The organism is Pseudomonas sp. Bout1, from assembly GCF_034314165.1.
Classification (GTDB): Bacteria; Pseudomonadota; Gammaproteobacteria; order Pseudomonadales; family Pseudomonadaceae; genus Aquipseudomonas.
On the sequence record NZ_JAVIWK010000001.1, the window covers coordinates 6,359,043 to 6,384,533 of the forward strand.

The window sequence follows — 25,491 nt, forward strand, 5'->3', positions numbered from 1 at the left end:
GTTGTTCTCTCCACGTGCAGGGTTGGTGAAGCCATAGGGCGATTAATTCGCCTCTAGAAGTGGGTCGAGTGCGCGAACGTGCTCGACTTGCCAGCCAATCGGTACCACGTCGCCGACCGCCAGGGCTGTGTCCAGCTCGGCGATCGGTTGTTTCACAAAAAAATCGGACTTGCCGCAGACTTCCAGGCGCACGCGCACGTGGTCGCCCAGGTAGATGAATTCAGCCACCCGCCCCGAGAAGCGGTTGACGCAGCTTTCGCTGGAACCATTGAGGCTGACACGCTCGGGGCGCACCGACAGGGTCACCGGGCCGCCGACCTGGCCGACGTTTACCGCCAGCGCCTCGACCTTTTCGCCGCGCGCCAACTCGACCACGCAGCGGTCGCCGGTGTGGCTGTGCAAGTGGCCATTGAGGCGGTTGTTTTCGCCGATGAAGTTGGCGACGAAGGTGTTTTTCGGCTCTTCATACAAAGTACGCGGCGCGGCGATCTGCTGGATCTCGCCCTGATGGAATACCGCCACCCGGTCGGACATGGTCAGCGCTTCGCCCTGGTCGTGAGTCACGTACACCACGGTGACGCCGAGGCGCTGGTGCAGATGCTTGATCTCCATCTGCATGTGTTCGCGCAGTTGTTTGTCGAGGGCGCCGAGGGGTTCGTCCATCAACACCAGTTGCGGTTCGAACACCAAGGCTCGGGCCAGGGCCACGCGCTGTTGCTGGCCGCCGGAGAGTTGCGCCGGGTAACGCTGGGCGAAGGCATCAAGCTGCACCATGTTCAGCACGCGCTTGACCCGCTCGCTGATGTCGGTCTTGCTCAAGCCGCGCACCGACAGTGGGAACGCCAGGTTCTCGGAGACGGTCATGTGCGGGAACAACGCGTAGTTCTGGAACACCATGCCGATGTCACGCTTGTGGGGCGGCACGTTGTTGATAGAGCGGCCAGCCAGCTGGATCTCGCCGGCGGTGGGGGTTTCAAAACCGGCGAGCATCATCAGGCTGGTGGTCTTGCCCGACCCGGACGGCCCGAGCAGGGTCAGGAACTCGCCCTTGCGGATTTCCAGGTTGAGGTCTTTGACGATCAGGTTCTCGCCGTCGTAGCTCTTTTGCACGCCACGAAAGCTGACCAGCACATCGTTCGAATCCGCCTCACTCATACCCGCACCTTTTTGTTTTGGACTGCCATCGAACAAGCGTAGTCCAGGCGCAAGCCCACGAAAATCGGGGGCCCGGAGAGTTTGGCATCAGCAGGATGGAAGGTTTGGGGTAGGGATTGCCCTACACGGATGGCGGGCACAGAACAGTCGGGCAGCTACAGCTGGCAGGAATGGGTTTATCGGGCGCGCCGGGTGGTCGCAAACAGATAAGCGGTTATAGAAGCTTGTGCTCCATGGCGTACTTCACCAGTTCCGCCAGAGAGGTGATATTGAGCTTTTGCATCAGGCGCGCCTTGTGGGTGCTGATGGTTTTGCTGCTCAACGCCAACTGCTGGGCAATGTCGTTGACGTTGGCGCCCTGGGCCAGGCGTTCGAACACCGAGAACTCGCGCTCCGACAACAGCGAGTGCAAGGGCCGGGAGTCGGTGAGGCCGACTTCAAAGACCATCCGGTCTGCCAGGTCCGGGTCGATATACCGCCCACCCGCCGCGACTTTGCGTATGGCTGTCAGCAACAGGGCCGGGTCACTGTCCTTGGTGGCATAACCGGCTGCACCGACCTTCAACGCACGGGCAGCCATTTGCGCTTCATCGTGCATCGACAGCACCAGGATCGCCGGTGGATTGTTCAGCGCACGAATCCGCGGGATGGCTTCCAGCCCATTGACGCCGGGCATCGAGATGTCCAGCAACACCACCTCGCAGGGCACGTGGCGCAGGGTTTCGAGCAACTGCTCGCCATTGCTCGCCTCGCCCACCACCAGCAGGTCCTTGGCCAGGCCGATCAGTTGCTTGATACCTTCACGAACGATGGTGTGGTCTTCGGCTACCAGTACACGGATCACGGTGGATGTCCTCTTCTTTTGGTTATCAATCCAGCGGCACGGTCACACTCAGGGTGGTGCCCTCGCCCAATTCGCTGTCCAGCCTCAGTTGCCCGCCCATGATCAGCACCCGCTCGCGCATGCCCACCAGGCCAAACGACACCGGGCGCCCGGGAGCCTGGACGAACCCTGCGCCATCGTCGCTGATGGTCAGCCGCAAATGTGCGCCCTCCACCACCAGCGTCAGCTCCACAGTATGCGCCTGGGCATGGCGCATCACATTGGTCAGCGCCTCCTGCAGGATGCGGAACAGGCCGATGGCCTTGGCGTCGCTCAAAGCCGGAAGGTTGTCCGGCACCTGCACCAGGCAGGGAATCTGTGTACGGGCTTCAAAACGCCGGGCCTGCCACTCGATCGCCGAGGCAATCCCGGCATCGAGAATCGGCGGGCGCAGGGCGGTGGCTACGTCACGGACCAATTGGAACAGCTGGGCGATCAGGCGCTTCATGCTGTTCAGGCGCTCGTGCAGGCCCGGGTCCAGTTGCGCGTAGGTCAGCTCGCACATCGAGGTTTCCAGCTTGAGCACGGTGAGCATTTGCCCCAGCTCATCGTGTACTTCCCGGGCGATGCGGGCCTTCTCTTCCTCGCGCACGGTTTCCAGGTGCGCGGATAATTCCCGCAGTTGCGCGCGGGAGGCGTCCAGCTCCAGCTCGATGCGTTTGCTCTCGCTGATGTCCCAGACAATCCCGTCCCAGACCACGGCGCCGCCTTCCAGGCGCCGGGTCACGGCCTTGATATCGGCCCAGCGCTGTTCGCCCAGGCGGGTCAGGATGCGGCCCTGCCAGGCCCAGTTAGTTTCGGTTTCGATGGCCTGGTCCTGGGTGCGGTGATAACTGGCACGATCATCGGGGTGCACCAGGCTGCGAATGCCCATGGCCGGGTGGCTGAGTACTTCCGGGGCGTAACCCACCAACCCCTCGCTGCCCTGGCTGATGTAGGCGAATTCGATCGCTTCACTGCGCGGCAAGCGTTCAAGGCGAAACACCAGCCCCGGCACATTGGCGGCAATGCCTTGCAGGCGCGCTTCACTTTCCTGCAGGGCCGCAAGCGCGCGGCGGCGCTCGGTAACGTCGTTGAGATAGACCACCAGGTATTCGCCGTCGGCAAAGCGCAGGAAACTCAGGGACACGTCTGCCGGCAACACGCTGCCGTCGGCCCGCAGGCAACTGGTCGCAAAACTCTGCGGCCCGTCTTCGCTGGCCCGGGCGCGTTTCCACAGGTTGAGCCAGCGGTCCATGGTCAGCGTCGGGTCGAGTTCGATCAACGGCCGTTCGATCAGCGCGTCGGGGCCGTAGCCGAGCATGGTTTCTGCCGCCAGGTTGGCGTAGCGCACATGGCTGTCCCAATTGACCCAGAGGATGCCGACGGTGCTTTGGTCGATGGAAAACTGCGTCAGGCGCAAGGCTTCGGCGCCGGCCGCACGGGCGGCGCTTTCTTCGCGGGCGGCCAGCAGGTTGTGTTCCAGGCCTCGTTGCTGGCGGCGCTGCCAGAACACTATGGCCAGGCTGGCGAGCAGCAACAGGCCCAACAGCAGCGTGAGGTTTTGCCAGAACCCCGCAGACTCGGTCACCCGTGGGTACTTGGGTTGCAGCCAGCGTGTGTGCAACTGGTCCAGGTCGCGGGCGGGAATCGTGCGCAGAGCGCTTTGCATGATGTCGGCCAACTCCGGCCAGTCGCGCCGCGTCGCCACTCGCAGCAATTGCGGCAGGCCGATATCGCCCACCACGGCGAGGCCGGCGAACTCGTTTTCGCCAGACAAGCGGCTCAATTGCGCCTCGTCCACCACCGCATACCGCGCTTGCTGGCTCACCAATAGTTGCAGGGCCTGGCGCTCCATGGGCACGCCTTGCAGGTTGAGGCTCGGGTAGGTGCTGCGCAGGTAATCCGCCACGGCGCTGGGCATGCGCACGGCGACGCGGGATTGGTCGTCGAGTTTTTCCAGGTCTACCGATGTGCCGCCGTCACGAATGCCGACGATGTGCTGGGGCACACGCATGTAGGGGTCGGAGAACAACCACAGGCGCAGGCCGGCGGGGGTTTGTACCAGGCCAGGAGCAATATCGACCTCGCCATCACGCACCGCCGCTTCCAGTTGCTCCTGGTTGGGGAAGTTGCGCCAGGTCAGCTCAATGCCCAGCGCCTTGGCCAGCCACTGCATCAACTCGACGTTGGCCCCGGACAACCGCTGCAAGCGTCGATCGTATTGGGCATAGGGCGCCTGCAACACCAGGCCGACCCGCAGGCCCGGGTGCTGGCCCAGCCATTCACGCTGGCCGTCATCGAGCTGCGCCTGATGAGTGGCAGGCGCAGGCACCGCACCCGCGATCAAGGGAAAGCATAAACAGCCGATAACCAGCAGGTAGCGAAAACCCATGATCCACGTCTCATATCACTGACAAATACTGATCAACCCATTAGGCTGCCGGAATCACTTCTGGCCGGAAATCAACGATGCCACTTTCCCACCGCTCGGCACTGCCAGCATTGTGCCTGTCGCTGCTGTTTACCAGCGCCTTTTGTGTCGCGGCCGCCGACACTCCCGCTCCTGCCCCAGAAAAACCGCCGGTGCGCCAGCCCTTGCCGGAGCGCAGCCAGGAAGAAGCCAACGCCCTGGAGCGACAAATCCCGCAGCAGGAACAGCAACAATTGCAGGCAGGCAGCGACTCCTTCCTTGCACTGTGGAAGCCGGCCAACAGTGGCGAACCTGAAGGCGTGGTGATTATTGTCCCGGGCAACGGCGAAAGTGCTGACTGGCCTCAAGCAATTGGGCCGTTGCGCAAGAAATTGCCCGACGCTGCCTGGAGCACTCTGAGCTTGTCACTGCCAGACCTGACACTGGACACCCTGCCGCCACGCGTCATCGAATCGCCCAAAGCGGCCGTGGAGACCAGCAGCAAAGACGCCAGCACCGTGGCCAAACCCGTGGAGCAAGCCGCCAGCGCCGAAGCTGAAGGCACCGACCCTGTCGTGGTGCCGGGCAGCGATGAACAAGACAAGACCGACGCCACGCGCATCTTCGCGCGTATTGATGCCGCCCTCGCTTTCGCCCAAACCCAGAACGCCCGCAGCATTGTGCTGCTCGGCCACGGCACAGGTGCCTGGTGGGCAGCGCGTTACCTGAGTGAAAAACAACCGGCGCAGGTGCAGAAGTTCGTCATGGTGGCCGCGCAGACGCCCGCGAGTCGGCAACCCGATCTGCTACAACTGGCCCCTACCTTGAAACTGCCCACGGCAGACTTCTTCTATCAGGACAACGCCCAGGCACGCAAAACTGCCCAGGAACGTTCCCAGGCCAGTAAGCGTTTGAAGAATGGCAACTACAAGCAAGTGTCCCTGAAGGCCTTCCCCGACAACAGCCCGGCCGGGGCAGAACAGCTATACCGGCGGATTCGCGGCTGGTTGAGCCCGCAAAATCCCGGGGACTGATCGCCGCTTTTGATACTGATGAAGATCAACGGTGGGAGCTGGCTTGCCTGCGATGCAGGCAACTCGGTCTCACTGATGCGCCGAGGTGAGGCCATCGCAGGCAAGCCAGCTCCCAGCGTCAGCGAAAGTCTCGTCTTTCGCGAATCAGCGCGTAGGCGTTGTGCAGCTCACGGGTACGCTCGGTCGCCTCGCGCACTTGCGCGGGGCTGGCGCCACTGCCGGCAATCTTGTCCGGGTGGTGCCGACTGAGCAGGCGCCGGTAGGCACGCTTGATCACAGACGGTTCGGTGGTCGAGGTCACCCCCAGAATCCGCAGCGCCTCCTGATACGCGCCACCACGATTGGCCAACGGCTTGCGCTCAGGCTCGTAGTCAGCCGCCAGCGCCTGCACCTGCTGGACAGTCCAGCCCAGCCATTTGCCCCATTGCACGATCAACTCGCGTTCGGCCGTGCCGGCCTTGCCGTCCGCCCAGGCCATGCGCCAGCAGGCGCGCAGCACACCTTCCGCCGCATGGGGCTGGGCCTTGAGCAGGCGCAAGTAACTGCGTACCCGGTCCGAGCCCGACTTGCCCCGGTTGAATGCGGCAATCGCGCGACGTTGGGCCGGCTCGGCCATGTCCAGCGAGCGCATCTCCTGGCGCGCCTGCTGGATATGCCCGTCCACTACCCGGCCGTTGCTCTTGGCCAGGCGGCCGAGCAACACGAACAGCAATTCGTCATTACGCAGTGCCGCTCGACCGCCGAGGCGCTCGCGTAGCTGGGCCCAGCTTTGCAACTCCAGACGCCGGTCCAGCGCCTGGCCGAGCAACGCGCCCAACATGGCCCCCGGAATGCTGGCAATGGCAAAGCCCGCCCCGGCTCCAATCAGAGTCCCTGGCCACAACATCCTAGTGCCCCGCTGTCAGCAGGGTTTCTACCTGCGCCAGGCGCTCCAGCGTCCCGACATCGATCCAGCGTCCGCCCATGTGCTCTCCCGTTACCAAACCTTTCGCCATGGCGTCGCGCAACAGCGGCGCCAGCTTGAAGGCACCTGCGCTGCAACCCTCGAACAATTTCGGGTCCAGCACGGAAATGCCACTGAAGGTCAGGTTATCGGCACCCGGGGCAGCATCATGAAGCACACCGTCCTTTATATAGAAGTCACCGCCGGATGGGTGATGCGCCGGGTTGTCGACCATCACCAGGTGGGCCAGCCCCTCCAGTGGCCGGTCGAGGCTGGCGAAGTCGTAGTCGGTCCAGATATCGCCATTGACCACCAGGAACGGTTCGTTCCCCAGCAGCGCCAAGGCCTTGAAAATCCCGCCGCCGGTCTCCAGCGGCTCGCCTTCGGCCGAGTACTGGATGCGCACGCCGTACTGCGAACCGTCACCCAGGTAGCCTTCGATCTGCTGACCGAGCCAGGCATGGTTGATAACGATATCGGTAAAGCCCGCTTTCGCCAGCGCCTCAAGGTGGTACTCGATCAGGCGCTTGCCGCCGGCCTGGATCAGCGGCTTGGGTGTGTGCAGGGTCAGCGGGCGCATCCGCTCGCCTTTGCCCGCTGCCAGGATCATCGCCTTCATACGGCCGCCTTGACGCGCAGGCTCGCCAGCAACTCACCCAGTTCGCTCAACTCTGGCCGGTCTGCCAGTACCGCTTCTATATAAGCAAAGAAACGCGGCACGTCCGCCAGGTAGCGTGGCTTGCCATCACGGTGGCAGATGCGCGCAAAGATACCGATCACCTTCAGGTGACGCTGCACGCCCATCAGGTCGCTGGCCCGCAGGAACTCCTCGAAGTCCGACTGCACCGGGATACCCAGCGCGCCGGCGCGCTGCCAGTAACCGCGCTGCCATTCCCGCACACGAGCCTTGGGCCAACTGATGAAGGCGTCCTTGAACAGGCAGGTGATGTCATAGGTCACCGGGCCGTAGACCGCGTCCTGGAAGTCCAGCACACCGGGGTTCGGTTCGCTGATCATCAGGTTGCGCGGCATGTAGTCGCGGTGTACCAGCACCTTGGGCTGGGCCAGGGCGCTGTCGATCAGGTGGTCACTGACGCGCTGCCACAACGCAAGTTGCCGAGCGTCGAACTCAATGCCCAACTCCTGGCGAACGTACCATTCGGGAAACAATTCCAGCTCTCGCCGTAACAGCGCGACGTCATAGCTGGGCAATGGCGCCTCCATCGGCAATTGCTGGAAAGCCAGCAGCGCGTCGATGGCATCGGCGAACAATGGGGCGGCATTTTGTTCGTCAATCACGTCCAGATAGGTTTTTTTCCCCAGGTCATTAAGCAAAAGAAAGCCGCGAAGCAGATCTTGCGCATAAATTTTCGGAACATTTATTCCCGATTGTTCGAGCAAATGAGCGATATCGACGAAAGGTTTGCAGTTTTCCTGGGGGGGTGGAGCGTCCATTACGACGAAACTGCGACCGCCTCCGTCCCACCGGAAGTAACGCCTGAAACTCGCGTCACTGCTGGCCGCAGTCAACGTGGCCGGGGGTACGACACCCCAGCCCTGCGCGGTAAAAAGGCGAGGCAATTGCTCATCAAGCCAGACTTGCAGCTGTTGCAAACGTAGATCTTGGTCGGGCATTACAAGGGTCTCCGACGGCGCTAGCCGTCAAGCGGGTCATGCTTTATTATCACGCATCTTTTTCAGACCATCGAGAGGCGTGCGGCCCACACCGCGGGCAGATGGCACGCAGGAAGCCCGGACTAATAAGATGGCATTGAAATCCCCCGCGTTTCGTAGAAAATTTCCGTTGCTGGTAACCGGCAGTCTGCTGGCCATGCAACCTTTCGCCACCTCATTCGTGGTCGCCGCGGAACAGTATGACTGCTCAGTCTCTGCTTCGGGTGCCTGGGATTGCGCGCCGAAGACGGCCGCAGCCCCGCTGCCACCGCGCCCGGTGCATGACGGCAGTGCCGTCAGCTCTGCCAGTGGCACGCCGCAAGGCGAGTCCGGCGGCAGTGCCGAGGCCGTGCCGCAGACCGCACTGGTCACTGAAGCCAAGGGCCGCGGCCTGCGTTCGCGCAGCGCTGACTACAGCCACCTGGACTGGGTCCCTCGCGAGAAGCTCACCGCCGCGCAACTGGCCGAGACCGGCCCGTATTGCTCCGGCGCGTACATCGAGCCGACCCGTCCTGGCATGAACGACAAGACGAACAAGAGCGATGCGCCGACCTTCATCGGTGCCAAGGTCTCTCGTTACGAGCAGGAACAACAGGTTGCTTCCCTGGCCGGTGACGTCGTCATGCGCCAGGGCAGCATGCAGGTCGAGGCCGACGAGGCCAACCTGTACCAGGCCGAGAACCGTGGCGAACTGAACGGCAATGTCCGTCTGCGCGACAACGGCGCCCTGCTGGTAGGCGACCACGCTGAAGTCCAACTGGACACCGGCGCCGCCAAGGTCGACAACGCCGAATACGTGATGCACAAATCGCGCATCCGCGGTAACGCGCTGTACGCCAAGCGCGCCGAGAACGCGATCATCCGTCTCAAGGACGGTACGTACACCACCTGTGAGCCGAACAGCAACGCCTGGCAGCTCAAGGGCAACAACATCACGCTCAACCCGGCCACCGGTTTCGGTACGGCGACCAACGTGACGTTGCGGGTCAAGGACATTCCGATCCTTTACACCCCGTACATCTATTTCCCGATCGACAACCGTCGTCAATCCGGCTTCCTGCCGCCGAGCTTCAGCACCGGTAGCGAGACTGGCTTCACTTTGGTTACGCCGTACTACTTCAACCTGGCGCCGAACTACGATGCCACGTTGTACCCGCAATACATGACCAAGCGCGGCCTGTTGATGGAAGGCGAATTCCGCTACCTCACCAAGTCCAGCGAAGGTCAGTTTGGCGGCGCGTACCTGAACGATGACAGCGATGAGCGCAAGGGTCAGACCGATAACGAAAAGACCCGCTACATGCTCAACTGGCAACACAAGGGCGGCCTGGATTCGCGCTTGTTGACCCAGGTCGACTACACCAATATCAGCGATCCTTACTACTTCCAGGATTTGAAGTCCTACCAGGAAGGCGTGAAGAGCCAGGACTACGTGAACCAACAGGGTTCCGTGACCTATCGTGGTGATAGCTACCAGGCGCGGTTGAACCTGCAGGCTTACCAGTTGGCGACCGTTTCTCAGATCACACCGTACAACCGGCTGCCACAGATCACCTTCAATGGTGCGCTGCCATACCACCCTGGCGGCTTGAATTTCACTTATGAGACCGAAGCGGTACGCTTTGACCGAGACTTGGAAAGCGGCACGTTCACGGACGAGGATAACGTGACAACTAAGCGACTGGACACCAACGTGACTGGGCTTACCCGTGCAAACGGTACCCGCCTGAACGTTGCGCCAGCCGTCGATTACCCGATGAACTGGACCTATGGTTTTGTTACACCGAAACTCAAATACGTCTACACCAAATACGACCTCGACCTCGACTCCATAGGTAAAAACAGCCTCGCCCCCGGAGACGAGTTCAAGAGTTCGCAAGACCGTGCAGTTCCGATCGCCAGTGTCGACAGCGGCCTGTACTTCGACCGCAATACCAACTGGTTCGGCAAAGACTACCGCCAGACCCTGGAACCGCGCGCGTACTACCTGTATGTACCGAACAAGGACCAGAGCGATATCCCGGTATTCGACACCAGCGAGTACTCGTTCAGCTACGCGTCGCTGTTTCGCGACAATCGCTTCAGCGGCTCTGACCGTATCGGCGACGAGAACAAGCTGTCCTTGGGTGTGACCAGCCGCTGGATCGAAGACAATGGCTTCGAACGTCAACGCGTCAGCGTTGGCCAAGCGCTGTACTTCAAGGATCGCGAAGTTCAGTTGCCTGGCATCCTGGCCGCTGACCGTGCAGACGCACAGTCGAACGTCTCGCCTATCGCCCTGGACTACGAGTTCCGCTTCAACCGCGACTGGCGCGCCACTGCCGACTACAACTGGGACACCGAAAGCCACAGCCCACGCTCCGGCAGTGCGATGTTCCACTACCAGCCGGAAGACAACCCAAACAAGGTTATCAACGTTGGTTATCGCTATCGCAACGACCAGGTTGTCTACAACCAGTTGACCGGCAAATGGCAGTTTGGCGGCGACTATGGCAGTGCAGCGGATCCAAGCACCTTTGTGAAGGATTACTACAAAATCCAGCAACACGACTTCTCGATGATGTGGCCGATCGTTCCGCAGTGGAACCTGATCACCCGCTGGCAGTATGACTATGCCCGCAACCGTACCCTGGAAGCCTTCGGTGGTTTCGAGTACGACAACTGCTGCTGGAAACTGCGCGTCATCAACCGTTACTGGGTTTCCAACGACGAATACAGCCAGATCGCCCCGCTGAACGAAAAGGGTGACCACGGGCTCTTCTTCCAAGTTGTCCTCAAAGGACTCGGCGGCCTGACCGGCGCCAAGGTAGAGAGCTTCCTCGACAAAGGCATTGAAGGTTATCGTGAACGTGAAGACCAAGCTTTCTGATTGTCTGCGCCCGCTGATGCTGGGCGCGCTGTTCCTGGGTACCGCCGCAGCTCACGCTGCGGTCCAACCGCTGGACAAGGTAGTGGCCATCGTCGATAACGACGTGATCATGCAGAGCCAACTGGACCAACGGGTCAAGGAAGTTCAGCAAACCATCGCCAAGCGTGGCGGCGGCGTACCGCCTACCAGCGTGCTGGACCAGCAGGTGCTTGAGCGCCTGATCGTGGAAAACCTGCAACTGCAGATCGGCGATCGCTCCGGTATCCGTATCAGCGACGAAGAGTTGAACCAGGCTGTCGGCACCATTGCCCAGCGCAACAACATGAGTGTTGATCAGTTCCGCGCCGCCCTGGCCCACGACGGCCTGTCCTATGAGGACGCCCGTGACCAGATTCGCCGTGAAATGATCATCAGCCGTGTGCGTCAGCGCCGCGTGGCCGAGCGGGTTCAGGTGTCCGAGCAGGAAGTGAAAAACTTCCTGGCCTCTGACCTTGGCAAAATGCAGCTTTCCGAAGAACTGCACCTGGCCAATATCCTGATTCCTACACCAGACAGCGCCAACGCTGAACAGCTCAATGCTGCAGCGGCGAAAACCCAGGCTGTGTATGACCGTCTCAAGCAAGGTGCTGACTTTGCCCAGATGGCCATTGCGCAATCCGGCAGCGACAACGCCCTCGAAGGCGGTGACATGGGCTGGCGTAAAGCCGCGCAACTGCCGCCTCCGTTCGACCGCGAGCTGAGTTCGATGGAAGTGGGTGGCATCACCCAACCTGCCCGTACGCCAGGCGGCTTCATCATCCTCAAATTGCTCGGCAAACGTGGCGGCGAAGAAGCCCAGATGAAGGACGAAGTTCATGTTCGTCACATCCTGGTCAAGCCAAGCGAGATCCGCACCGAAGCCCAGACCAAGGAACTGGCCCAGAAGCTCTATGACCGCATCGAAGCGGGCGAAGACTTCGGCGAATTGGCGAAGAGCTACTCCGAAGACCCGGGTTCGGCACTTAACGGCGGCGACCTGAACTGGATCGACCCGAAAGCATTGGTTCCCGAGTTCCAGGAAGTCATGGCCAAGACGCCGCAAGGCGTACTGTCCAAGCCGTTCAAGACCCAATACGGCTGGCACGTACTCGAAGTCCTTGGCCGTCGCGCCACTGACAACACCAGCCAGGCTCGCGAGCAACAAGCGCTGACCGTACTGCGTAACCGCAAGTACGACGAAGAGCTGCAAACCTGGCTGCGTCAGATCCGTGACGAAGCCTACGTAGAGAACAAGCTTCCTGGCGCCGACCAAACAGGCACCGACCAGGCAGCGCAGTGAAACCCAAGCGTTTCGCATTGACACCCGGCGAGCCGGCCGGCATTGGTCCTGACCTGTGCCTGCTGCTCGCCTCGCAGCCCCAGCCACACCCCCTGATCGCCATTACCAGCCGCGACCTGCTCCTGGAGCGGGCCGCGCAGTTGGGCGTGGCTGTCGACCTGCTGTCGGTGGGCCCGGGCAACTGGCCTGATCTGCCGGCACGGGCCAACAGCCTGTACGTGTGGGACACCCCGCTGCAGGCCAAGGTCGTCACCGGGCAACTGAACAAGGCCAATGCGGCCTTCGTCCTGGAAACCCTCACGCGAGCCGGCCAAGGCTGCATCGACGGGGATTTCGCCGGGATGATCACCGCACCGGTGCACAAGGGCGTGATCAACGAATCGGGGATCGCCTTTTCCGGCCATACCGAATTCCTCGCCGAACTGACCCATACCGCACAAGTCGTGATGATGCTGGCAACCCGTGGCCTGCGAGTGGCCCTGGTGACCACTCACCTGCCCCTGCGCGAGATTGCCGATGCCATTACCCCCGAGCGCCTGGAGCGTGTAACACGCATCCTGCACGCCGACCTGCAACAGAAATTCGGCATCGCCCAACCACGTATCCTGGTCTGCGGGCTCAACCCCCACGCCGGTGAAGGTGGCCACCTGGGCCATGAAGAAATCGACATCATCGAACCAACCCTGGAGCGTCTGCGCCTTGAAGGCATGGACCTGCGCGGCCCATTGCCTGCCGACACTCTGTTTACCCCCAAATATCTGGAGCACTGCGACGCAGTGCTGGCGATGTACCATGACCAAGGGCTGCCTGTGCTGAAGTACAAAGGCTTCGGCGCCGCGGTCAACGTGACACTGGGCCTGCCGATCATCCGCACTTCCGTCGACCATGGCACCGCCCTGGACCTGGCGGGCAGCGGCAAGATCGATACCGGCAGCCTGCACGTGGCCCTGGAAACCGCCTATCAGATGGCCGAGACCCGTATATGACCGAGCATTACCAACACCGGGCGCGCAAGCGTTTCGGGCAAAACTTCCTGCACGACGCTGGCGTGATCGATCGCATCCTGCGCTCCATCCACGCCAAATCCTCCGACCGCCTGCTGGAAATCGGCCCGGGCCAGGGCGCCCTGACCCAGGGCCTGCTGAACAGCGGCGGCCAGCTGGATGTGGTTGAGTTGGACAAGGACCTGATCCCGATCCTCAACCAACAGTTCGCCGGCATGCCCAATTTCAACCTGCACCAGGGTGATGCGCTGAAGTTTGACTTCACCAGCCTCAATGCGGCGCCCAACAGCCTGCGGGTGGTCGGCAACCTGCCGTACAACATCTCCACCCCGCTGATTTTTCACCTGCTGAACAACGCCGGCATCATCCGCGACATGCACTTCATGCTGCAAAAAGAAGTGGTCGAGCGCCTGGCTGCCGGCCCTGGTGGCGGTGACTGGGGCCGCTTGTCGATCATGGTTCAGTACCATTGTCGTGTAGAGCACTTGTTCAACGTCGGCCCGGGCGCGTTCAACCCGCCGCCAAAAGTCGACTCTGCCATTGTGCGCCTGGTGCCTCACGCGGTGTTGCCGCACCCCGCCAAAGACCACAAGCTGCTTGAGCGGGTGGTACGCGAAGCGTTCAACCAACGCCGCAAGACCCTGCGCAATACGCTGAAGGCTCTGCTCAGTAACGCTGAAATCGAAGCCGCCGGCGTCGACGGCAGCTTGCGCCCCGAGCAGTTGGACCTGGCCGCCTTCGTACGCCTGGCTGACCAGCTCGCCATTCAGCCTGCGCCTGCGGCCGAATAAAGAGTGGGAGCCGGCTTGCCGGCGATGGCGCACTCACGATCGCCATCGCTGGCAAGCCAGCGCCTACGGGCCTAGACTGACCGGCATCCGCTGTTCCCCCGCTTTTGCTTTTAAGGCCTCTTGCATGTCCGATCCTCGTTATCAGATCGACGTCAGCGTCGTCACCCGCTTTCTGGCGGAACAATCGCAACCCGAGCAGAACCGCTTTGCGTTCGCCTACACCATTACCGTGCAAAACAACGGCGAGCTGCCAGCCAAGCTGCTGTCGCGCCACTGGGTCATCACCGACGGTGACGGCCAGGTGGAGGAAGTGCGCGGCGCCGGCGTAGTCGGCCAACAGCCGCTGATCGCCCCCGGCAAGAGCCACACCTACAGCAGCGGCACCGTCATGACCTCCCGCGTAGGCAACATGCAGGGTAGCTACCAGATGCTCGCCGACGACGGCAAACACTTCGACGCCGTCATCGCGCCGTTCCGCCTGGCGGTGCCCGGGGCCCTGCACTGATGGCGACGTATGCTGTCGGCGACCTGCAAGGTTGCCTGGAGCCGCTCAAATGCCTGCTCGACCGCGTGGCCTTCGACCCTGCCAAGGATCGCCTGTGGCTCGTCGGCGACCTGGTCAACCGCGGCCCGCAATCCCTGCAAACCCTGCGCTTCCTTTATGGCATGCGCGATTCCCTGGTGTGCGTGCTGGGCAACCACGACCTGCACCTGCTGGCCGCCGGCAACAACATCGAGCGCCTGAAAAAAGGCGACACCCTGCGGGAAATCCTCGAGGCGCCAGACCGCGCCGAGTTGCTTGACTGGCTACGTCGGCAAAAAATCATGCATTACGACGAGAGCCGTAACATCGCACTGGTGCATGCCGGGATTCCACCCCAGTGGACGCTGAAAAAAGCCCTCAAGTGTGCAGGCGAAGTCGAGACCGCCCTGGCCGACGACAACCTGTACACGGCTTACCTGGATGGCATGTACGGCAACGACCCTGTGAAGTGGGACAACGAACTCACCGGCGTCGCCCGCCTGCGGGTGATCACCAACTACTTCACCCGCATGCGTTTCTGCACCGCCGAAGGCAAGCTGGACCTCAAGAGCAAGGAAGGCGCCGACACCGCCCTGCCCGGCTACAAGCCCTGGTTCGCCCACAAGGAGCGCAAGACCCGTGAGACGAAGATCATCTTCGGCCACTGGGCAGCCCTGGAAGGCAAATGTGATGAACCCGGTGTATTCGCCCTCGACACCGGCTGCGTGTGGGGCGGCGCCATGACCCTGATGAACATCGACACCGGCGAGCGCTCAAGCTGCCAGTGCGAATCTCCCGCCACCACGACACTGCCGGCCGCCAAGCCCTAGGAGCCCGCCATGACTGAATTCAAACGTATCCCTCCCGAACAAGCCCAGGCCCTGCGCGAGCAAGGCGCGGTGGTGGTCGACATCCGCGACCAACCGACCTACAGCGCAGGCCACATCAGTGGCGCCCGGCACCTGGACAACCACAGCATCGCCGATTTCATCCGCGCCGCCGACCTCGACGCACCGGTAATCGTGGCGTGCTACCACGGCAACTCCAGCCAAAGCGCAGCGGCCTATCTGATCAGCCAGGGCTTCTCTGACGTCTATAGCCTCGACGGTGGCTTTGAGCTATGGCGTACGACGTATCCGGCAGAAATTGCCGCAGGCGACGCGCAATAATTTTTTTCAAACCCCGCTACCCCGCGTGACGCTTGGCTTCGCACCGTTTCTGACGAACGGCGCGACCAAACTAATTACGTATCGCGCCTTGACCTCCCGGATTCCGAACTATCCTTAAGCGCAGGCCATCCAAAACAGGGGAGAGCCGGTACACCGGCGTGCGGGTCATCGGTAGCGTTTCAGGGTGTTCTGGGGGGAAAACGGCCATTGGTGTCCACCAATGACTGCCAGCATCGACTGATTGATCCGGCGTCGGCTCCACGTATCGAGCGAGGTGACGACGTCATGAGTATTTTTAGCCACTTCCAACAACGCTTCGAGTCCACCCGCCAGGAAGAGCTCTCGCTTCAGGAGTATCTCGAACTGTGCAAAAAGGACCGCAGCGCCTACGCGTCTGCCGCTGAACGCCTGCTGCTGGCGATCGGCGAGCCGGAGCTGGTAGACACCGCGGCGAATTCTCGCCTGTCGCGAATATTCTCCAACAAGGTGATCCGCCGCTACCCGGCCTTTGAAGACTTCCATGGCATGGAAGAATGCATTGACCAGATCGTCTCGTATTTCCGCCATGCCGCCCAAGGCCTGGAAGAGAAGAAACAAATCCTCTACCTGCTCGGTCCCGTCGGTGGCGGCAAGTCGTCCCTGGCCGAGAAACTCAAACAACTGATCGAGAAGGTGCCGTTCTACGCCATCAAGGGCTCGCCGGTGTTCGAATCGCCTCTGGGGCTGTTCAACGCCACGGAAGACGGTGCGATCCTGGAAGAAGACTTCGGCATCCCTCGCCGCTACCTCAACACCATCATGTCGCCCTGGGCCACCAAGCGCCTGGCCGAGTTCGGCGGCGACATCAGCCAGTTCCGGGTGGTGAAGCTCTATCCGTCGATCCTCAACCAGATCGCCGTGGCCAAGACCGAACCGGGTGACGAGAACAACCAGGACATCTCGGCGCTGGTGGGCAAGGTTGATATCCGCAAGCTCGAAGAATTCCCGCAGAACGACGCCGACGCCTATAGCTACTCGGGCGCACTGTGCCGGGCCAACCAGGGCCTGATGGAGTTCGTGGAGATGTTCAAGGCGCCGATCAAGGTGCTGCACCCACTGCTCACCGCCACCCAGGAAGGCAACTACAACAGTACCGAAGGCCTGGGGGCGATTCCGTTTACCGGGATCCTGCTGGCCCACTCCAACGAATCGGAGTGGCACACCTTCCGCAACAACAAGAACAACGAAGCTTTCATCGACCGGATCTACATCGTCAAGGTGCCGTACTGCCTGCGAGTCAGCGATGAAATCAAGATTTACGACAAGCTGCTGTTCAACAGCTCCCTGGCCAAGGCCCATTGCGCTCCCGATACCCTGAAGATGCTGGCCCAGTTCACCGTGCTGTCGCGCCTCAAGGAGCCAGAAAACTCCAACATCTACTCGAAAATGCGCGTATACGACGGCGAAAACCTCAAGGACACCGACCCGAAAGCCAAGTCGATCCAGGAATACCGCGACACCGCGGGCGTGGACGAGGGCATGAACGGCCTGTCGACGCGCTTTGCGTTCAAGATCCTGTCTAAGGTCTTTAACTTCGACCCGCACGAAATCGCCGCCAACCCGGTGCACCTGCTCTACGTGCTGGAACAACAGATCGAACAGGAGCAATTCCAGGCCGAGACCCGCGAGCGCTATCTGCGCTTCCTCAAGGAATACTTGGCACCGCGCTACATCGAGTTCATCGGCAAGGAAATTCAGACCGCGTACCTGGAGTCTTACAGCGAATACGGCCAGAACATATTCGACCGCTACGTGCTGTACGCAGACTTCTGGATTCAGGACCAGGAATACCGCGACCCGGAAACCGGCGAAATCCTCAACCGCGTGGCCCTCAACGAGGAACTGGAAAAGATCGAAAAACCCGCCGGCATCAGCAATCCGAAGGATTTCCGCAACGAAATCGTCAACTTCGTGCTGCGCGCCCGGGCCAACAACAACGGCAAGAACCCTACCTGGCTCAGCTACGAGAAGCTGCGGGTGGTCATCGAGAAGAAAATGTTCTCCAACACCGAGGATCTGCTGCCGGTCATCAGCTTCAACGCCAAGGCCAGCAAGGAGGACCAACAAAAACACAACGACTTCGTTACTCGAATGGTCGAGCGCGGCTACACCGACAAACAAGTACGACTGCTCTCCGAGTGGTACCTGCGGGTGCGCAAATCGCAGTAAGGCAGCGACAGGCGTGAAATGCCAGGCTCCCGGCACACCGGCTAGCCTGGCAGTCGACCGCTTGTCTCTAAGCTTCCAGCTCGCGGCTTGAAGCTTGTAACGTGAAGCTGCCCGGAGGGCTCCTACATGAGCTATGTGATCGACCGACGTCTTAATGGCAAGAACAAGAGCACGGTAAACCGCCAGCGTTTCCTGCGGCGTTACCGTGACCACATCAAAAAGGCCGTCGAGGAGGCCGTCAGCCGTCGCTCCATCACCGACATGGAGCATGGCGAACAGATCAGCATTCCCGGACGCGACATCGATGAACCCGTGTTGCACCACGGCCGCGGCGGCAAACAGACCGTCGTGCATCCCGGCAACAAGGAATTCACCAGCGGCGAACACATCCAGCGCCCTCAGGGCGGTGCGGGCGGCAAAGGCCCGGGCAAGGCCGGCAACTCTGGCGAAGGCATGGACGAGTTCGTGTTCCAGATTACCCAGGAAGAATTCCTCGAATTCATGTTCGAAGACCTGGAACTGCCCAACCTGGTCAAACGCAACCTGACCGGTACCGACACCTTCAAGACTGTGCGCGCCGGGATCAGCAACGAAGGCAACCCGTCACGGATCAACATCATCCGCACCCTGCGTTCGGCTCATGCGCGGCGTATCGCGCTGTCTGGCAGCAGCCGGGCAAAATTGCGGGACGCCAAGGCTGAACTGGAGCGCCTGAAACGCGAAGAGCCAGACAACTTCGGCGATATTCAGGAAATCGAAGCCGAAATCGCCAAACTCAGTGCGCGAATTCACCGCGTGCCGTTTCTCGATACCTTTGACCTGAAGTACAACCTGCTGGTCAAGCAACCCAACCCCAGCTCCAAGGCCGTGATGTTCTGCCTGATGGACGTGTCCGGCTCCATGACCCAGGCAACCAAGGACATCGCCAAGCGTTTCTTCATCCTGCTGTACCTGTTTCTCAAACGTAACTACGACAAGATCGATGTGGTGTTCATCCGCCATCACACCAGCGCCCGGGAAGTCGATGAAGAGGAGTTCTTCTATTCGCGGGAAACCGGCGGCACCATCGTCTCCAGCGCATTGAAGCTGATGCAGGAAATCATGGCCGAGCGTTATCCGGCCAACGAGTGGAATATCTACGCCGCCCAGGCCTCCGACGGCGACAACTGGAACGACGACTCGCCCATCTGCCGCGACATCCTGATCAACCAGATCATGCCGTTCGTGCAGTACTACACCTACGTCGAAATCACCCCGCGCGAGCATCAGGCACTGTGGTTTGAATACGAGCGCATCAGCGAAGCCTTTGCTGACACCTTCGCCCAGCAACAATTGGTCTCGGCCGGCGATATCTATCCGGTCTTCCGTGAACTCTTCCAGCGCAGGTTAGTGACATGACCGCCAAAGAGCATAAGCGCCAACCCCTGTCCACGGGGTCCGAATGGACCTTCGAACTCATCCAGGCCTATGACCGGGAAATCAGCCGCATCGCGGCGGGTTATGCCCTGGATACCTACCCCAACCAGATCGAAGTGATCACCGCCGAACAGATGATGGACGCCTATGCGTCCGTGGGCATGCCCCTGGGCTATCACCACTGGTCCTACGGCAAACACTTCCTCAGCACTGAAAAATCCTACACGCGCGGGCAGATGGGCCTGGCCTACGAAATCGTCATCAACTCCGACCCGTGCATTGCCTACCTGATGGAAGAAAACACCATCTGCATGCAAGCACTGGTGGTGGCCCACGCGTGCTACGGGCATAACAGCTTCTTCAAGGGCAACTACCTGTTCCGTACCTGGACCGATGCCAGTTCGATCATCGACTACCTGGTGTTCGCCAAGCAGTACATCATGCAATGCGAGGAGCGCCATGGCATCGATGCGGTGGAAGACTTGCTCGACTCCTGCCATGCGCTGATGAACTACGGTGTGGACCGCTACAAACGCCCCTACCCGATTTCCGCCGAAGAAGAACGGCTGCGCCAGAAGGACCGTGAAGAGCACCTGCAAAAACAGATCAACGACCTGTGGCGCACCATTCCCAAGCGCGCCGGCAAGAACAGCGACAAGGACAATGCGCGCTTTCCCGCCGAACCTCAGGAAAACATCCTGTATTTCATCGAAAAACACGCACCGCTGCTGGAGCCCTGGCAGCGCGAAATCGTGCGGATCGTGCGCAAGATTGCCCAGTACTTCTACCCACAACGCCAGACCCAGGTTATGAACGAAGGCTGGGCCACGTTCTGGCATTACACCCTGATGAACGACCTTTACGATGAAGGCCTGGTGACCGATGGCTTCATGATGGAGTTCCTGACGTCCCACACCAGCGTGGTCTACCAGCCGGGTTTCGACAGCCCTTACTACAGCGGCATCAACCCGTATGCACTGGGCTTTGCCATGTACCGGGATATCCGGCGCATGTGCGAGCACCCAACCGAAGAAGACCGCCGCTGGTTCCCGGACATTGCCGGCAGCGATTGGCTGTCGACCATCAAGTTCGCCATGAGCAGCTTCAAGGATGAGAGCTTCATCCTGCAGTACCTGTCGCCTCAGGTCATTCGTGACCTCAAGCTGTTCAGCATCATGGATGATGACTTGAAGGACGATCTGCTGGTGCCCGCCATTCATGACGAACCGGGCTACCGTACGATCCGCGAAACCCTCGCGGCGCAGTACAACCTGGGCAACCGCGAACCCAACGTGCAGATCTACAGCATCGACGTACGCGGCGATCGCTCGCTGACCCTGCGCCACCAGCAACACGACCGCAAACCGCTGGGCGAGTCCACTGACGAAGTCCTCAAGCACCTGCACCGTTTGTGGGGGTTCGATATTCACCTGGAAACGCTGCAAGGCGACCAGGTGATGAAAACCCACCATGTTCCGCCTCGCACCGAACACAGCGACAACGATTACGGGCGCCTCGACCTGGCCGTCGTGCATCTGTGAAACGGCAAAGCCTCCATTGGCGGGCCACAGGCGTTATCCTGTGCCGCTAATGGAGGCTTTTTCATGCAAATCTACAAAGTCGGCGGTGCGGTACGCGATCGCCTGCTGGGCATTGACGTTACCGATGTCGACCGCGTCGTAGTCGGCGCTACCACTGAAGAAATGCTCGCTCTGGGCTATAAGCCCGTGGGCTCGGACTTCCCGGTATTCCTTGACCCAAAAAACGGCGACGAGTACGCCCTTGCTCGCACGGAACGCAAGAGCGGCCGGGGTTATGGCGGCTTCGTTTTTCATGCCAGCCCCGAAGTCACACTGGAAGAAGACCTTATCCGCCGTGACCTGACCATCAATGCGATGGCTGAAGACGACGACGGTAATTTGACCGATCCGTATCATGGCCAGCAAGATTTGAAAGCACGAGTTTTGCGCCATGTTTCCCCCGCATTCGCCGAAGATCCTCTCCGGGTGCTGCGCGTTGCGCGCTTCGCCGCACGCTATGCCAACCTCGGTTTCAGTGTTGCGCCAGAAACCCTGGAGTTGATGCGCGAACTCAGCGATTCCGGCGAACTGGAAGCGCTGACGCCTGAGCGCAGCTGGAAAGAAATTTCCCGCGCGCTCATGGAAAATCAGCCACAAGTATTTATCCAGGTGCTGCGTGATTGCGGCGCACTGAAAACCCTGATGCCGGAAATCGACGCCTTGTTCGGCGTGCCGCAACCTGAAGCCCATCACCCCGAGATTGATACCGGCGTGCACACCTTGAGCGTGCTGGAACAAGCGGCCATCCATTCCCAACCGCTGACTGTGCGCTGGGCTTGCCTGCTGCACGACCTGGGCAAAGGGCTGACGCCTGTGGATAAGTTGCCGCAGCACATTGCTCACGAGCAACGCGGTTTGAAGCTGATCAAAGCGGTGAACGAGCGCTTCAAGGTGCCAAGGGATTGCCAGGAACTGGCGTTACTGGTGGGCGAATATCACACCCATGGCCATCGTGCGCTGGAGCTGAGACCCTCGACTTTGCTGGAGTTACTGCAAAGCTTTGACGTCTACCGTCGCCCGCAGCGCTTTGAGGAATTTGTAGTGGCGTGCGAAATGGACGCCCGCGGCCGCAAGGGCCTTGAGCAGAGAAGTTATCCACAGGCGGATTATTTGCGCGGCGCGGCGCTGGCTGCCAGAGGTGTGGCCGTCGCCCCACTGCTGGAACAAGGTTTCAAAGGCCCCGAGCTGGGTGAAGCGCTGAAACGTGAACGGCTCAAGGCGCTGAAAGCTTACAAGAGCGCATCCGGCGTTAATGGCTGATCCCGCCACTCGAATGCGACCGGCGCCAATACCTGATCTATGTGTGCATCCCTCCACAGCGCGGCAAACGTCTTGCCAGCCTCGGGGTGCACACGCTCCGGCGCCATCAACGACAGCGGCCACAGCACAAACGCGTTTTTCAGGATTTCGGCCCGAGGCAGAACCAGGCCATCGAAGTTACCCACCAGCTCGCCGTACAGCAGCACGTCGATGTCCAGCGGCAAGCCCTTGCGATCCGGGGCGTAGCGGCCGTTGTCGGCCTCAATGAACTTCAGGCGGCGGTCCAGCTCAATCAACGGTAGGTCGGTATACGCCGACACCACCAGATTGAAGAACGGCCCGCTCTTGATGCCCACTGGCTGGCTTTCGAACACCGCCGAACAGCGCATATCCGTCAAAAAACCCGCCAGCGCATCGAGGCCTCCACACAGATGAGCCTCGCGCTCGATATTGCTGCCAAGGCCGAGGTAAACCTGAGTTAGCGACATCCGCGCTCGATCTCCACGCCAACGCCCTTGGCGGCCGGAACGGCGCCAGGCTTGGTCAGCTTGAGGTGCAGCCAGGGAATCTGGAACTCACTCATCAATACTTCGGCCAGGCGCTCGGCGAAGGTTTCCACCAGCTGGAACTGTGCCTGCTCGGCAAAGGCCTGGATGCGTGCGGACACGCTGGCGTAATCCAGCGCCAGAGTCAGGTCGTCACCGGCAGCGGCCGGGCGGTTGTCCCAGGCGAAGCTCAGGTCCAGACGCAGGCATTGCCGGATACCGCGCTCCCAGTCGTAGGCCCCGATCACGGTGTCGACTTCCAGGCCTTCGATAAACACTCTGTCCAAGCACTCTTCTCCGCTGCACGACAAGGGCGCGATGCCCCGTTAGAATCAAGGCGTCCTCGCCCGGAATAGTTAGCATGTTTTGGTTACTGGCGACTCTCGCCTACCTGCTCGGCTCGCTGTCCTTCGCCATTTTGCTCAGCCGCCTGACGGGAAATCCCGACCCGCGAATGAGTGGCTCAGGCAATGCCGGCGCCACCAATATGTTACGCCTGGCCGGCAAAAAACTCGCCGTATTGACGCTGTTCGGCGACGTTTGCAAAGGCTTGTTGCCCGTGCTGATCGCCGACTTCGCCGGGCTGTCGCTTCAGCAGCAAGCCTGGATCGGCGTCTGCGCGGTGCTCGGCCACCTGTTCCCGCTGTACTTCCGCTTTCGCGGTGGCAAGGGTGTTGCGACGGCGGCCGGCATGCTACTGGGGATTTACCCTCCGGCGGCGCTGCTGGCCATCCTGGCCTGGCTGCTGACCTTCTACCTCACCCGCACCAGCTCGCTGGCGGCGCTGATCGCTACGCCCCTGACCCTGCCATTGCTGGCCTGGCAGGAGCCGGCGGCGCTGGTGCCGATGAGCGTGCTTACGCTGCTGATCGTCTGGCGCCACCGGGGCAATTTACGCGACCTGTTTGCCGGGCGCGAACGGCATTTTTAAAAACACCCGATCAACCCGCCTCGCGCTGGCCGACTACAGCGGCGGCAACTGCTCCATCGGCCAGCGCGCCTGCACACTGATGGCCAGGCTCTCATGCTGCCCGGCCTGCAAACGCTGGCAACCGGCATAGGCGATCATCGCACCGTTATCGGTACAGAATTCGGGACGCGCATAAAACACGTCGCCCTTCATGTCGCCGAGCATTTTCTCAAGCGACAGGCGCAACGCCTTGTTGGCGCTGACGCCGCCAGCGATCACCAGCCGCTTCATGCCTGCCTGTTTCAGGGCCCGCTTGCACTTGATGGTCAAAGTCTCCACCACAGCCTGCTGGAACGCCAGAGAGATGTCGCAACGGGCTTGCTCACTGTCGTCTCCGGCGCTGACGCTCTGCTGCCAGGTGTTCAGCGCAGAGGTTTTCAGGCCGCTGAAGCTGAACATCAGGCCCGGGCGATCGCACATCGGACGCGGGAAGGTGAAACGCCCCGCCACGCCCTTTTCCGCCAATCGGGCGATTTCCGGACCGCCTGGATAATTGAGCCCCATCATCTTCGCGGTTTTGTCGAAAGCCTCACCGGCGGCGTCGTCCAGGCTTTCGCCCAGCAGCGCGTATTGACCGATTCCGTCGACCTGAACCAGCTGCGTATGGCCGCCTGAAACCAACAAAGCGACGAACGGGAACTGTGGCGGGTTTTCTTCCAGCATCGGCGCCAGCAAATGGCCTTCCATGTGGTGCACGCCGAGGGCGGGAATGCCCCAGGCAAATGCCAGCGCCTGGGCGCAAGAAGCCCCAACCAGAAGGGCTCCGACCAATCCTGGGCCGGCGGTATAGGCAATGGCGTCGATCTCGGTCGGCACGCAGCCGGCCTCGTCCAACACCTGGCGAATCAAGGGCAACATGCGTTTCACATGATCACGGCTGGCCAGCTCCGGCACCACGCCACCATAGGCGCGATGCAGGTCGATCTGACTGAACAGTGCGTCGGCCAAAAGCCCGCGTTCACTGTCGTAAAGTGCGACACCGGTTTCGTCGCACGAGGTTTCTAATCCCAGAACTAGCATGGGTTTGCGCCTTGTAGAGGCTGAATTCGAAGGCGCGCATAATAGTCGTCGCTCCCCCTCCCGACTAGCGGTTTTCGATCAGAGGCTTTGCATTCCGGGCAATGAGGGGTTAACATCCGCAACCCTTAAAAACCGACGACCTCAGCCGCGAATTTTTTGCGACGAGAACGTTGATTCCCGGTAATGAAAGAAGGTAGCTCTGGATGCCAGCCGTCAAAGTAAAAGAGAACGAACCCTTCGACGTAGCTCTGCGTCGTTTCAAGCGCTCCTGCGAAAAAGCCGGTGTTCTGGCTGAAGTTCGTAGCCGCGAATTTTACGAGAAGCCAACTTCTGAGCGTAAGCGTAAAGCAGCAGCCGCTGTTAAGCGTCACGCCAAGAAAGTTCAGCGCGAGCAGCGCCGCGCCGTTCGTCTGTACTAATACACAGACGTTCGTAGCAAGCTTCTGCCAAGCCCGGCCCTCAGCCGGGCTGTTGGCATTTGCGGATATCGCTTGATGCTTCACCGTTGACGCCGCACACGCGACTGAAACGAACTGCTTCACACGTCAGGACTGGCTCTTCTGCCAGCGGTGCGCGTCTCTTCTGACGAGCCTAACAAGGCTACTGACGAGCACACTTATTTTTCAACAGGCGATCAACAGGTCGGCTGCGCCCACCGATGAGCTTCCGAGGCCCGCATACGGCCAAGACCGGACTCCCGGGCAACATTTCTACGCCGGGCACTGATCGGAACTAAC

General features: G+C 60.8%; 23 protein-coding genes. 14 read left to right on the forward strand and 9 right to left on the reverse strand.

Going from position 1 to position 25,491, the window contains the following annotated elements:
• Positions 1–42 precede the first annotated feature (42 nt).
• From RGV33_RS29540 to RGV33_RS29550, 3 genes are all read right to left on the reverse strand, one after another.
• Positions 43–1,155 carry an ABC transporter ATP-binding protein gene (locus RGV33_RS29540; RefSeq protein WP_322147891.1) on the reverse strand — a complete coding sequence of 371 codons (1,113 nt, stop codon included), beginning with the start codon at positions 1,153–1,155 and terminating at the stop codon, positions 43–45.
• A 214-nt stretch (positions 1,156–1,369) separates the two neighbouring features.
• Positions 1,370–1,999 (reverse strand): response regulator transcription factor, encoded by a 630-nt coding sequence (locus RGV33_RS29545; RefSeq protein WP_003210977.1) that lies wholly within the window; start codon positions 1,997–1,999, stop codon positions 1,370–1,372.
• A 25-nt stretch (positions 2,000–2,024) separates the two neighbouring features.
• Positions 2,025–4,412: a PAS domain S-box protein gene (locus RGV33_RS29550; RefSeq protein ID WP_322147898.1), complete on the reverse strand. Its 2,388-nt coding sequence runs from the start codon at positions 4,410–4,412 to the stop codon at positions 2,025–2,027.
• 77 nt (positions 4,413–4,489) lie between these two features.
• On the opposite strand from RGV33_RS29550, the gene RGV33_RS29555 reads away from it, so the two are divergent.
• The gene (locus RGV33_RS29555) at positions 4,490–5,464 is read left to right on the forward strand and encodes an alpha/beta hydrolase family protein (protein WP_322147900.1); all 975 of its coding nucleotides are present in this window, start codon (positions 4,490–4,492) and stop codon (positions 5,462–5,464) included.
• Positions 5,465–5,582: 118 nt separating this feature from the next.
• Here RGV33_RS29555 and RGV33_RS29560 read toward each other — a convergent pair whose 3' ends face one another.
• Genes RGV33_RS29560 through RGV33_RS29570 form a run of 3 tightly spaced genes read right to left on the reverse strand, consistent with a single transcriptional unit; the run spans position 5,583 to position 8,042 of the window.
• Positions 5,583–6,350: a TerB family tellurite resistance protein gene (locus tag RGV33_RS29560; protein WP_322147901.1), complete on the reverse strand. Its 768-nt coding sequence runs from the start codon at positions 6,348–6,350 to the stop codon at positions 5,583–5,585.
• 1 nt (position 6,351) lies between these two features.
• Positions 6,352–7,026, reverse strand: coding sequence for an N-acetylmuramate alpha-1-phosphate uridylyltransferase MurU (murU, locus tag RGV33_RS29565; RefSeq protein WP_322147903.1), 675 nt, complete (start codon positions 7,024–7,026; stop codon positions 6,352–6,354).
• Positions 7,023–8,042 (reverse strand): aminoglycoside phosphotransferase family protein, encoded by a 1,020-nt coding sequence (locus tag RGV33_RS29570; RefSeq protein WP_322147905.1) that lies wholly within the window; start codon positions 8,040–8,042, stop codon positions 7,023–7,025. The genes murU and RGV33_RS29570 overlap by 4 nt, the downstream gene beginning before the upstream one ends.
• Before the next feature lie 130 nt (positions 8,043–8,172).
• On the opposite strand from RGV33_RS29570, the gene RGV33_RS29575 reads away from it, so the two are divergent.
• From RGV33_RS29575 to RGV33_RS29625, 11 genes are all read left to right on the forward strand, one after another.
• Entirely contained in the window at positions 8,173–10,950 is a 2,778-nt protein-coding gene (locus RGV33_RS29575) for an LPS-assembly protein LptD (RefSeq protein WP_322147906.1), read from the forward strand.
• Positions 10,931–12,268 (forward strand): peptidylprolyl isomerase, encoded by a 1,338-nt coding sequence (locus RGV33_RS29580; protein WP_416152096.1) that lies wholly within the window; start codon positions 10,931–10,933, stop codon positions 12,266–12,268. The genes RGV33_RS29575 and RGV33_RS29580 overlap by 20 nt, the downstream gene beginning before the upstream one ends.
• Complete coding sequence (gene pdxA, locus RGV33_RS29585) at positions 12,265–13,254, forward strand: 4-hydroxythreonine-4-phosphate dehydrogenase PdxA (RefSeq protein ID WP_322147909.1); 990 nt, start codon at positions 12,265–12,267, stop codon at positions 13,252–13,254. The genes RGV33_RS29580 and pdxA overlap by 4 nt, the downstream gene beginning before the upstream one ends.
• On the forward strand, positions 13,251–14,063 hold the full coding sequence (gene rsmA / locus RGV33_RS29590; RefSeq protein ID WP_322147910.1) for a 16S rRNA (adenine(1518)-N(6)/adenine(1519)-N(6))-dimethyltransferase RsmA: 813 nt from the start codon (positions 13,251–13,253) through the stop codon (positions 14,061–14,063). Before pdxA ends, rsmA begins: the two co-directional genes overlap by 4 nt.
• 124 nt (positions 14,064–14,187) lie before the next feature.
• Entirely contained in the window at positions 14,188–14,568 is a 381-nt protein-coding gene (apaG, locus tag RGV33_RS29595; protein ID WP_322147911.1) for a Co2+/Mg2+ efflux protein ApaG, read from the forward strand.
• The gene (locus RGV33_RS29600) at positions 14,568–15,416 is read left to right on the forward strand and encodes a symmetrical bis(5'-nucleosyl)-tetraphosphatase (protein WP_322147912.1); all 849 of its coding nucleotides are present in this window, start codon (positions 14,568–14,570) and stop codon (positions 15,414–15,416) included. Before apaG ends, RGV33_RS29600 begins: the two co-directional genes overlap by 1 nt.
• Before the next feature lie 9 nt (positions 15,417–15,425).
• Positions 15,426–15,755: a thiosulfate sulfurtransferase GlpE gene (gene glpE, locus RGV33_RS29605; protein ID WP_322147913.1), complete on the forward strand. Its 330-nt coding sequence runs from the start codon at positions 15,426–15,428 to the stop codon at positions 15,753–15,755.
• Between the two features lie 285 nt (positions 15,756–16,040).
• Positions 16,041–17,963: a PrkA family serine protein kinase gene (locus tag RGV33_RS29610; RefSeq protein ID WP_003210999.1), complete on the forward strand. Its 1,923-nt coding sequence runs from the start codon at positions 16,041–16,043 to the stop codon at positions 17,961–17,963.
• A gap of 126 nt (positions 17,964–18,089) precedes the next feature.
• Positions 18,090–19,361 carry a YeaH/YhbH family protein gene (locus tag RGV33_RS29615; RefSeq protein WP_003211000.1) on the forward strand — a complete coding sequence of 424 codons (1,272 nt, stop codon included), beginning with the start codon at positions 18,090–18,092 and terminating at the stop codon, positions 19,359–19,361.
• Positions 19,358–20,920: a SpoVR family protein gene (locus RGV33_RS29620; protein WP_322147914.1), complete on the forward strand. Its 1,563-nt coding sequence runs from the start codon at positions 19,358–19,360 to the stop codon at positions 20,918–20,920. Before RGV33_RS29615 ends, RGV33_RS29620 begins: the two co-directional genes overlap by 4 nt.
• A gap of 63 nt (positions 20,921–20,983) precedes the next feature.
• Positions 20,984–22,219 carry a multifunctional CCA addition/repair protein gene (locus RGV33_RS29625; RefSeq protein ID WP_322147915.1) on the forward strand — a complete coding sequence of 412 codons (1,236 nt, stop codon included), beginning with the start codon at positions 20,984–20,986 and terminating at the stop codon, positions 22,217–22,219.
• Here RGV33_RS29625 and folK read toward each other — a convergent pair.
• Positions 22,189–22,707 carry a 2-amino-4-hydroxy-6-hydroxymethyldihydropteridine diphosphokinase gene (folK, locus tag RGV33_RS29630; RefSeq protein WP_322147918.1) on the reverse strand — a complete coding sequence of 173 codons (519 nt, stop codon included), beginning with the start codon at positions 22,705–22,707 and terminating at the stop codon, positions 22,189–22,191. The genes RGV33_RS29625 and folK overlap by 31 nt on opposite strands.
• Positions 22,698–23,051 carry a dihydroneopterin aldolase gene (gene folB / locus RGV33_RS29635; RefSeq protein ID WP_003211007.1) on the reverse strand — a complete coding sequence of 118 codons (354 nt, stop codon included), beginning with the start codon at positions 23,049–23,051 and terminating at the stop codon, positions 22,698–22,700. Before folB ends, folK begins: the two co-directional genes overlap by 10 nt.
• A gap of 74 nt (positions 23,052–23,125) precedes the next feature.
• Between folB and plsY the strand changes: the two genes are divergently transcribed.
• Positions 23,126–23,695, forward strand: coding sequence for a glycerol-3-phosphate 1-O-acyltransferase PlsY (plsY, locus tag RGV33_RS29640; RefSeq protein ID WP_322147919.1), 570 nt, complete (start codon positions 23,126–23,128; stop codon positions 23,693–23,695).
• 33 nt (positions 23,696–23,728) lie between these two features.
• Here the strand turns inward: plsY and tsaD are convergent, their stop codons facing one another.
• Complete coding sequence (gene tsaD, locus RGV33_RS29645) at positions 23,729–24,754, reverse strand: tRNA (adenosine(37)-N6)-threonylcarbamoyltransferase complex transferase subunit TsaD (RefSeq protein ID WP_322147920.1); 1,026 nt, start codon at positions 24,752–24,754, stop codon at positions 23,729–23,731.
• A gap of 203 nt (positions 24,755–24,957) precedes the next feature.
• On the opposite strand from tsaD, the gene rpsU reads away from it, so the two are divergent.
• Positions 24,958–25,173 (forward strand): 30S ribosomal protein S21, encoded by a 216-nt coding sequence (rpsU, locus tag RGV33_RS29650; RefSeq protein WP_002551877.1) that lies wholly within the window; start codon positions 24,958–24,960, stop codon positions 25,171–25,173.
• The last annotated feature ends 318 nt before the right edge of the window (positions 25,174–25,491 follow it).

What these genes read in the sequence shown, in the direction of transcription:
- RGV33_RS29555 (WP_322147900.1), top strand. Translation starts at nt 4,490, where the DNA reads ATGCCACTTTCCCACCGCTCGGCACTGCCAGCATTGTGCCTGTCGCTG.
- rpsU (WP_002551877.1), top strand. Translation starts at nt 24,958, where the DNA reads ATGCCAGCCGTCAAAGTAAAAGAGAACGAACCCTTCGACGTAGCTCTG.
- apaG (WP_322147911.1), top strand. Translation starts at nt 14,188, where the DNA reads ATGTCCGATCCTCGTTATCAGATCGACGTCAGCGTCGTCACCCGCTTT.
- RGV33_RS29620 (WP_322147914.1), top strand. Translation starts at nt 19,358, where the DNA reads ATGACCGCCAAAGAGCATAAGCGCCAACCCCTGTCCACGGGGTCCGAA.
- RGV33_RS29610 (WP_003210999.1), top strand. Translation starts at nt 16,041, where the DNA reads ATGAGTATTTTTAGCCACTTCCAACAACGCTTCGAGTCCACCCGCCAG.
- RGV33_RS29540 (WP_322147891.1), bottom strand. Translation starts at nt 1,155, where the DNA reads ATGAGTGAGGCGGATTCGAACGATGTGCTGGTCAGCTTTCGTGGCGTG.
- RGV33_RS29550 (WP_322147898.1), bottom strand. Translation starts at nt 4,412, where the DNA reads ATGGGTTTTCGCTACCTGCTGGTTATCGGCTGTTTATGCTTTCCCTTG.
- RGV33_RS29615 (WP_003211000.1), top strand. Translation starts at nt 18,090, where the DNA reads ATGAGCTATGTGATCGACCGACGTCTTAATGGCAAGAACAAGAGCACG.
- RGV33_RS29600 (WP_322147912.1), top strand. Translation starts at nt 14,568, where the DNA reads ATGGCGACGTATGCTGTCGGCGACCTGCAAGGTTGCCTGGAGCCGCTC.
- murU (WP_322147903.1), bottom strand. Translation starts at nt 7,026, where the DNA reads ATGAAGGCGATGATCCTGGCAGCGGGCAAAGGCGAGCGGATGCGCCCG.
- folK (WP_322147918.1), bottom strand. Translation starts at nt 22,707, where the DNA reads ATGTCGCTAACTCAGGTTTACCTCGGCCTTGGCAGCAATATCGAGCGC.
- plsY (WP_322147919.1), top strand. Translation starts at nt 23,126, where the DNA reads ATGTTTTGGTTACTGGCGACTCTCGCCTACCTGCTCGGCTCGCTGTCC.
- rsmA (WP_322147910.1), top strand. Translation starts at nt 13,251, where the DNA reads ATGACCGAGCATTACCAACACCGGGCGCGCAAGCGTTTCGGGCAAAAC.
- tsaD (WP_322147920.1), bottom strand. Translation starts at nt 24,754, where the DNA reads ATGCTAGTTCTGGGATTAGAAACCTCGTGCGACGAAACCGGTGTCGCA.
- RGV33_RS29575 (WP_322147906.1), top strand. Translation starts at nt 8,173, where the DNA reads ATGGCATTGAAATCCCCCGCGTTTCGTAGAAAATTTCCGTTGCTGGTA.
- RGV33_RS29570 (WP_322147905.1), bottom strand. Translation starts at nt 8,042, where the DNA reads ATGCCCGACCAAGATCTACGTTTGCAACAGCTGCAAGTCTGGCTTGAT.
- RGV33_RS29560 (WP_322147901.1), bottom strand. Translation starts at nt 6,350, where the DNA reads ATGTTGTGGCCAGGGACTCTGATTGGAGCCGGGGCGGGCTTTGCCATT.
- RGV33_RS29625 (WP_322147915.1), top strand. Translation starts at nt 20,984, where the DNA reads ATGCAAATCTACAAAGTCGGCGGTGCGGTACGCGATCGCCTGCTGGGC.
- glpE (WP_322147913.1), top strand. Translation starts at nt 15,426, where the DNA reads ATGACTGAATTCAAACGTATCCCTCCCGAACAAGCCCAGGCCCTGCGC.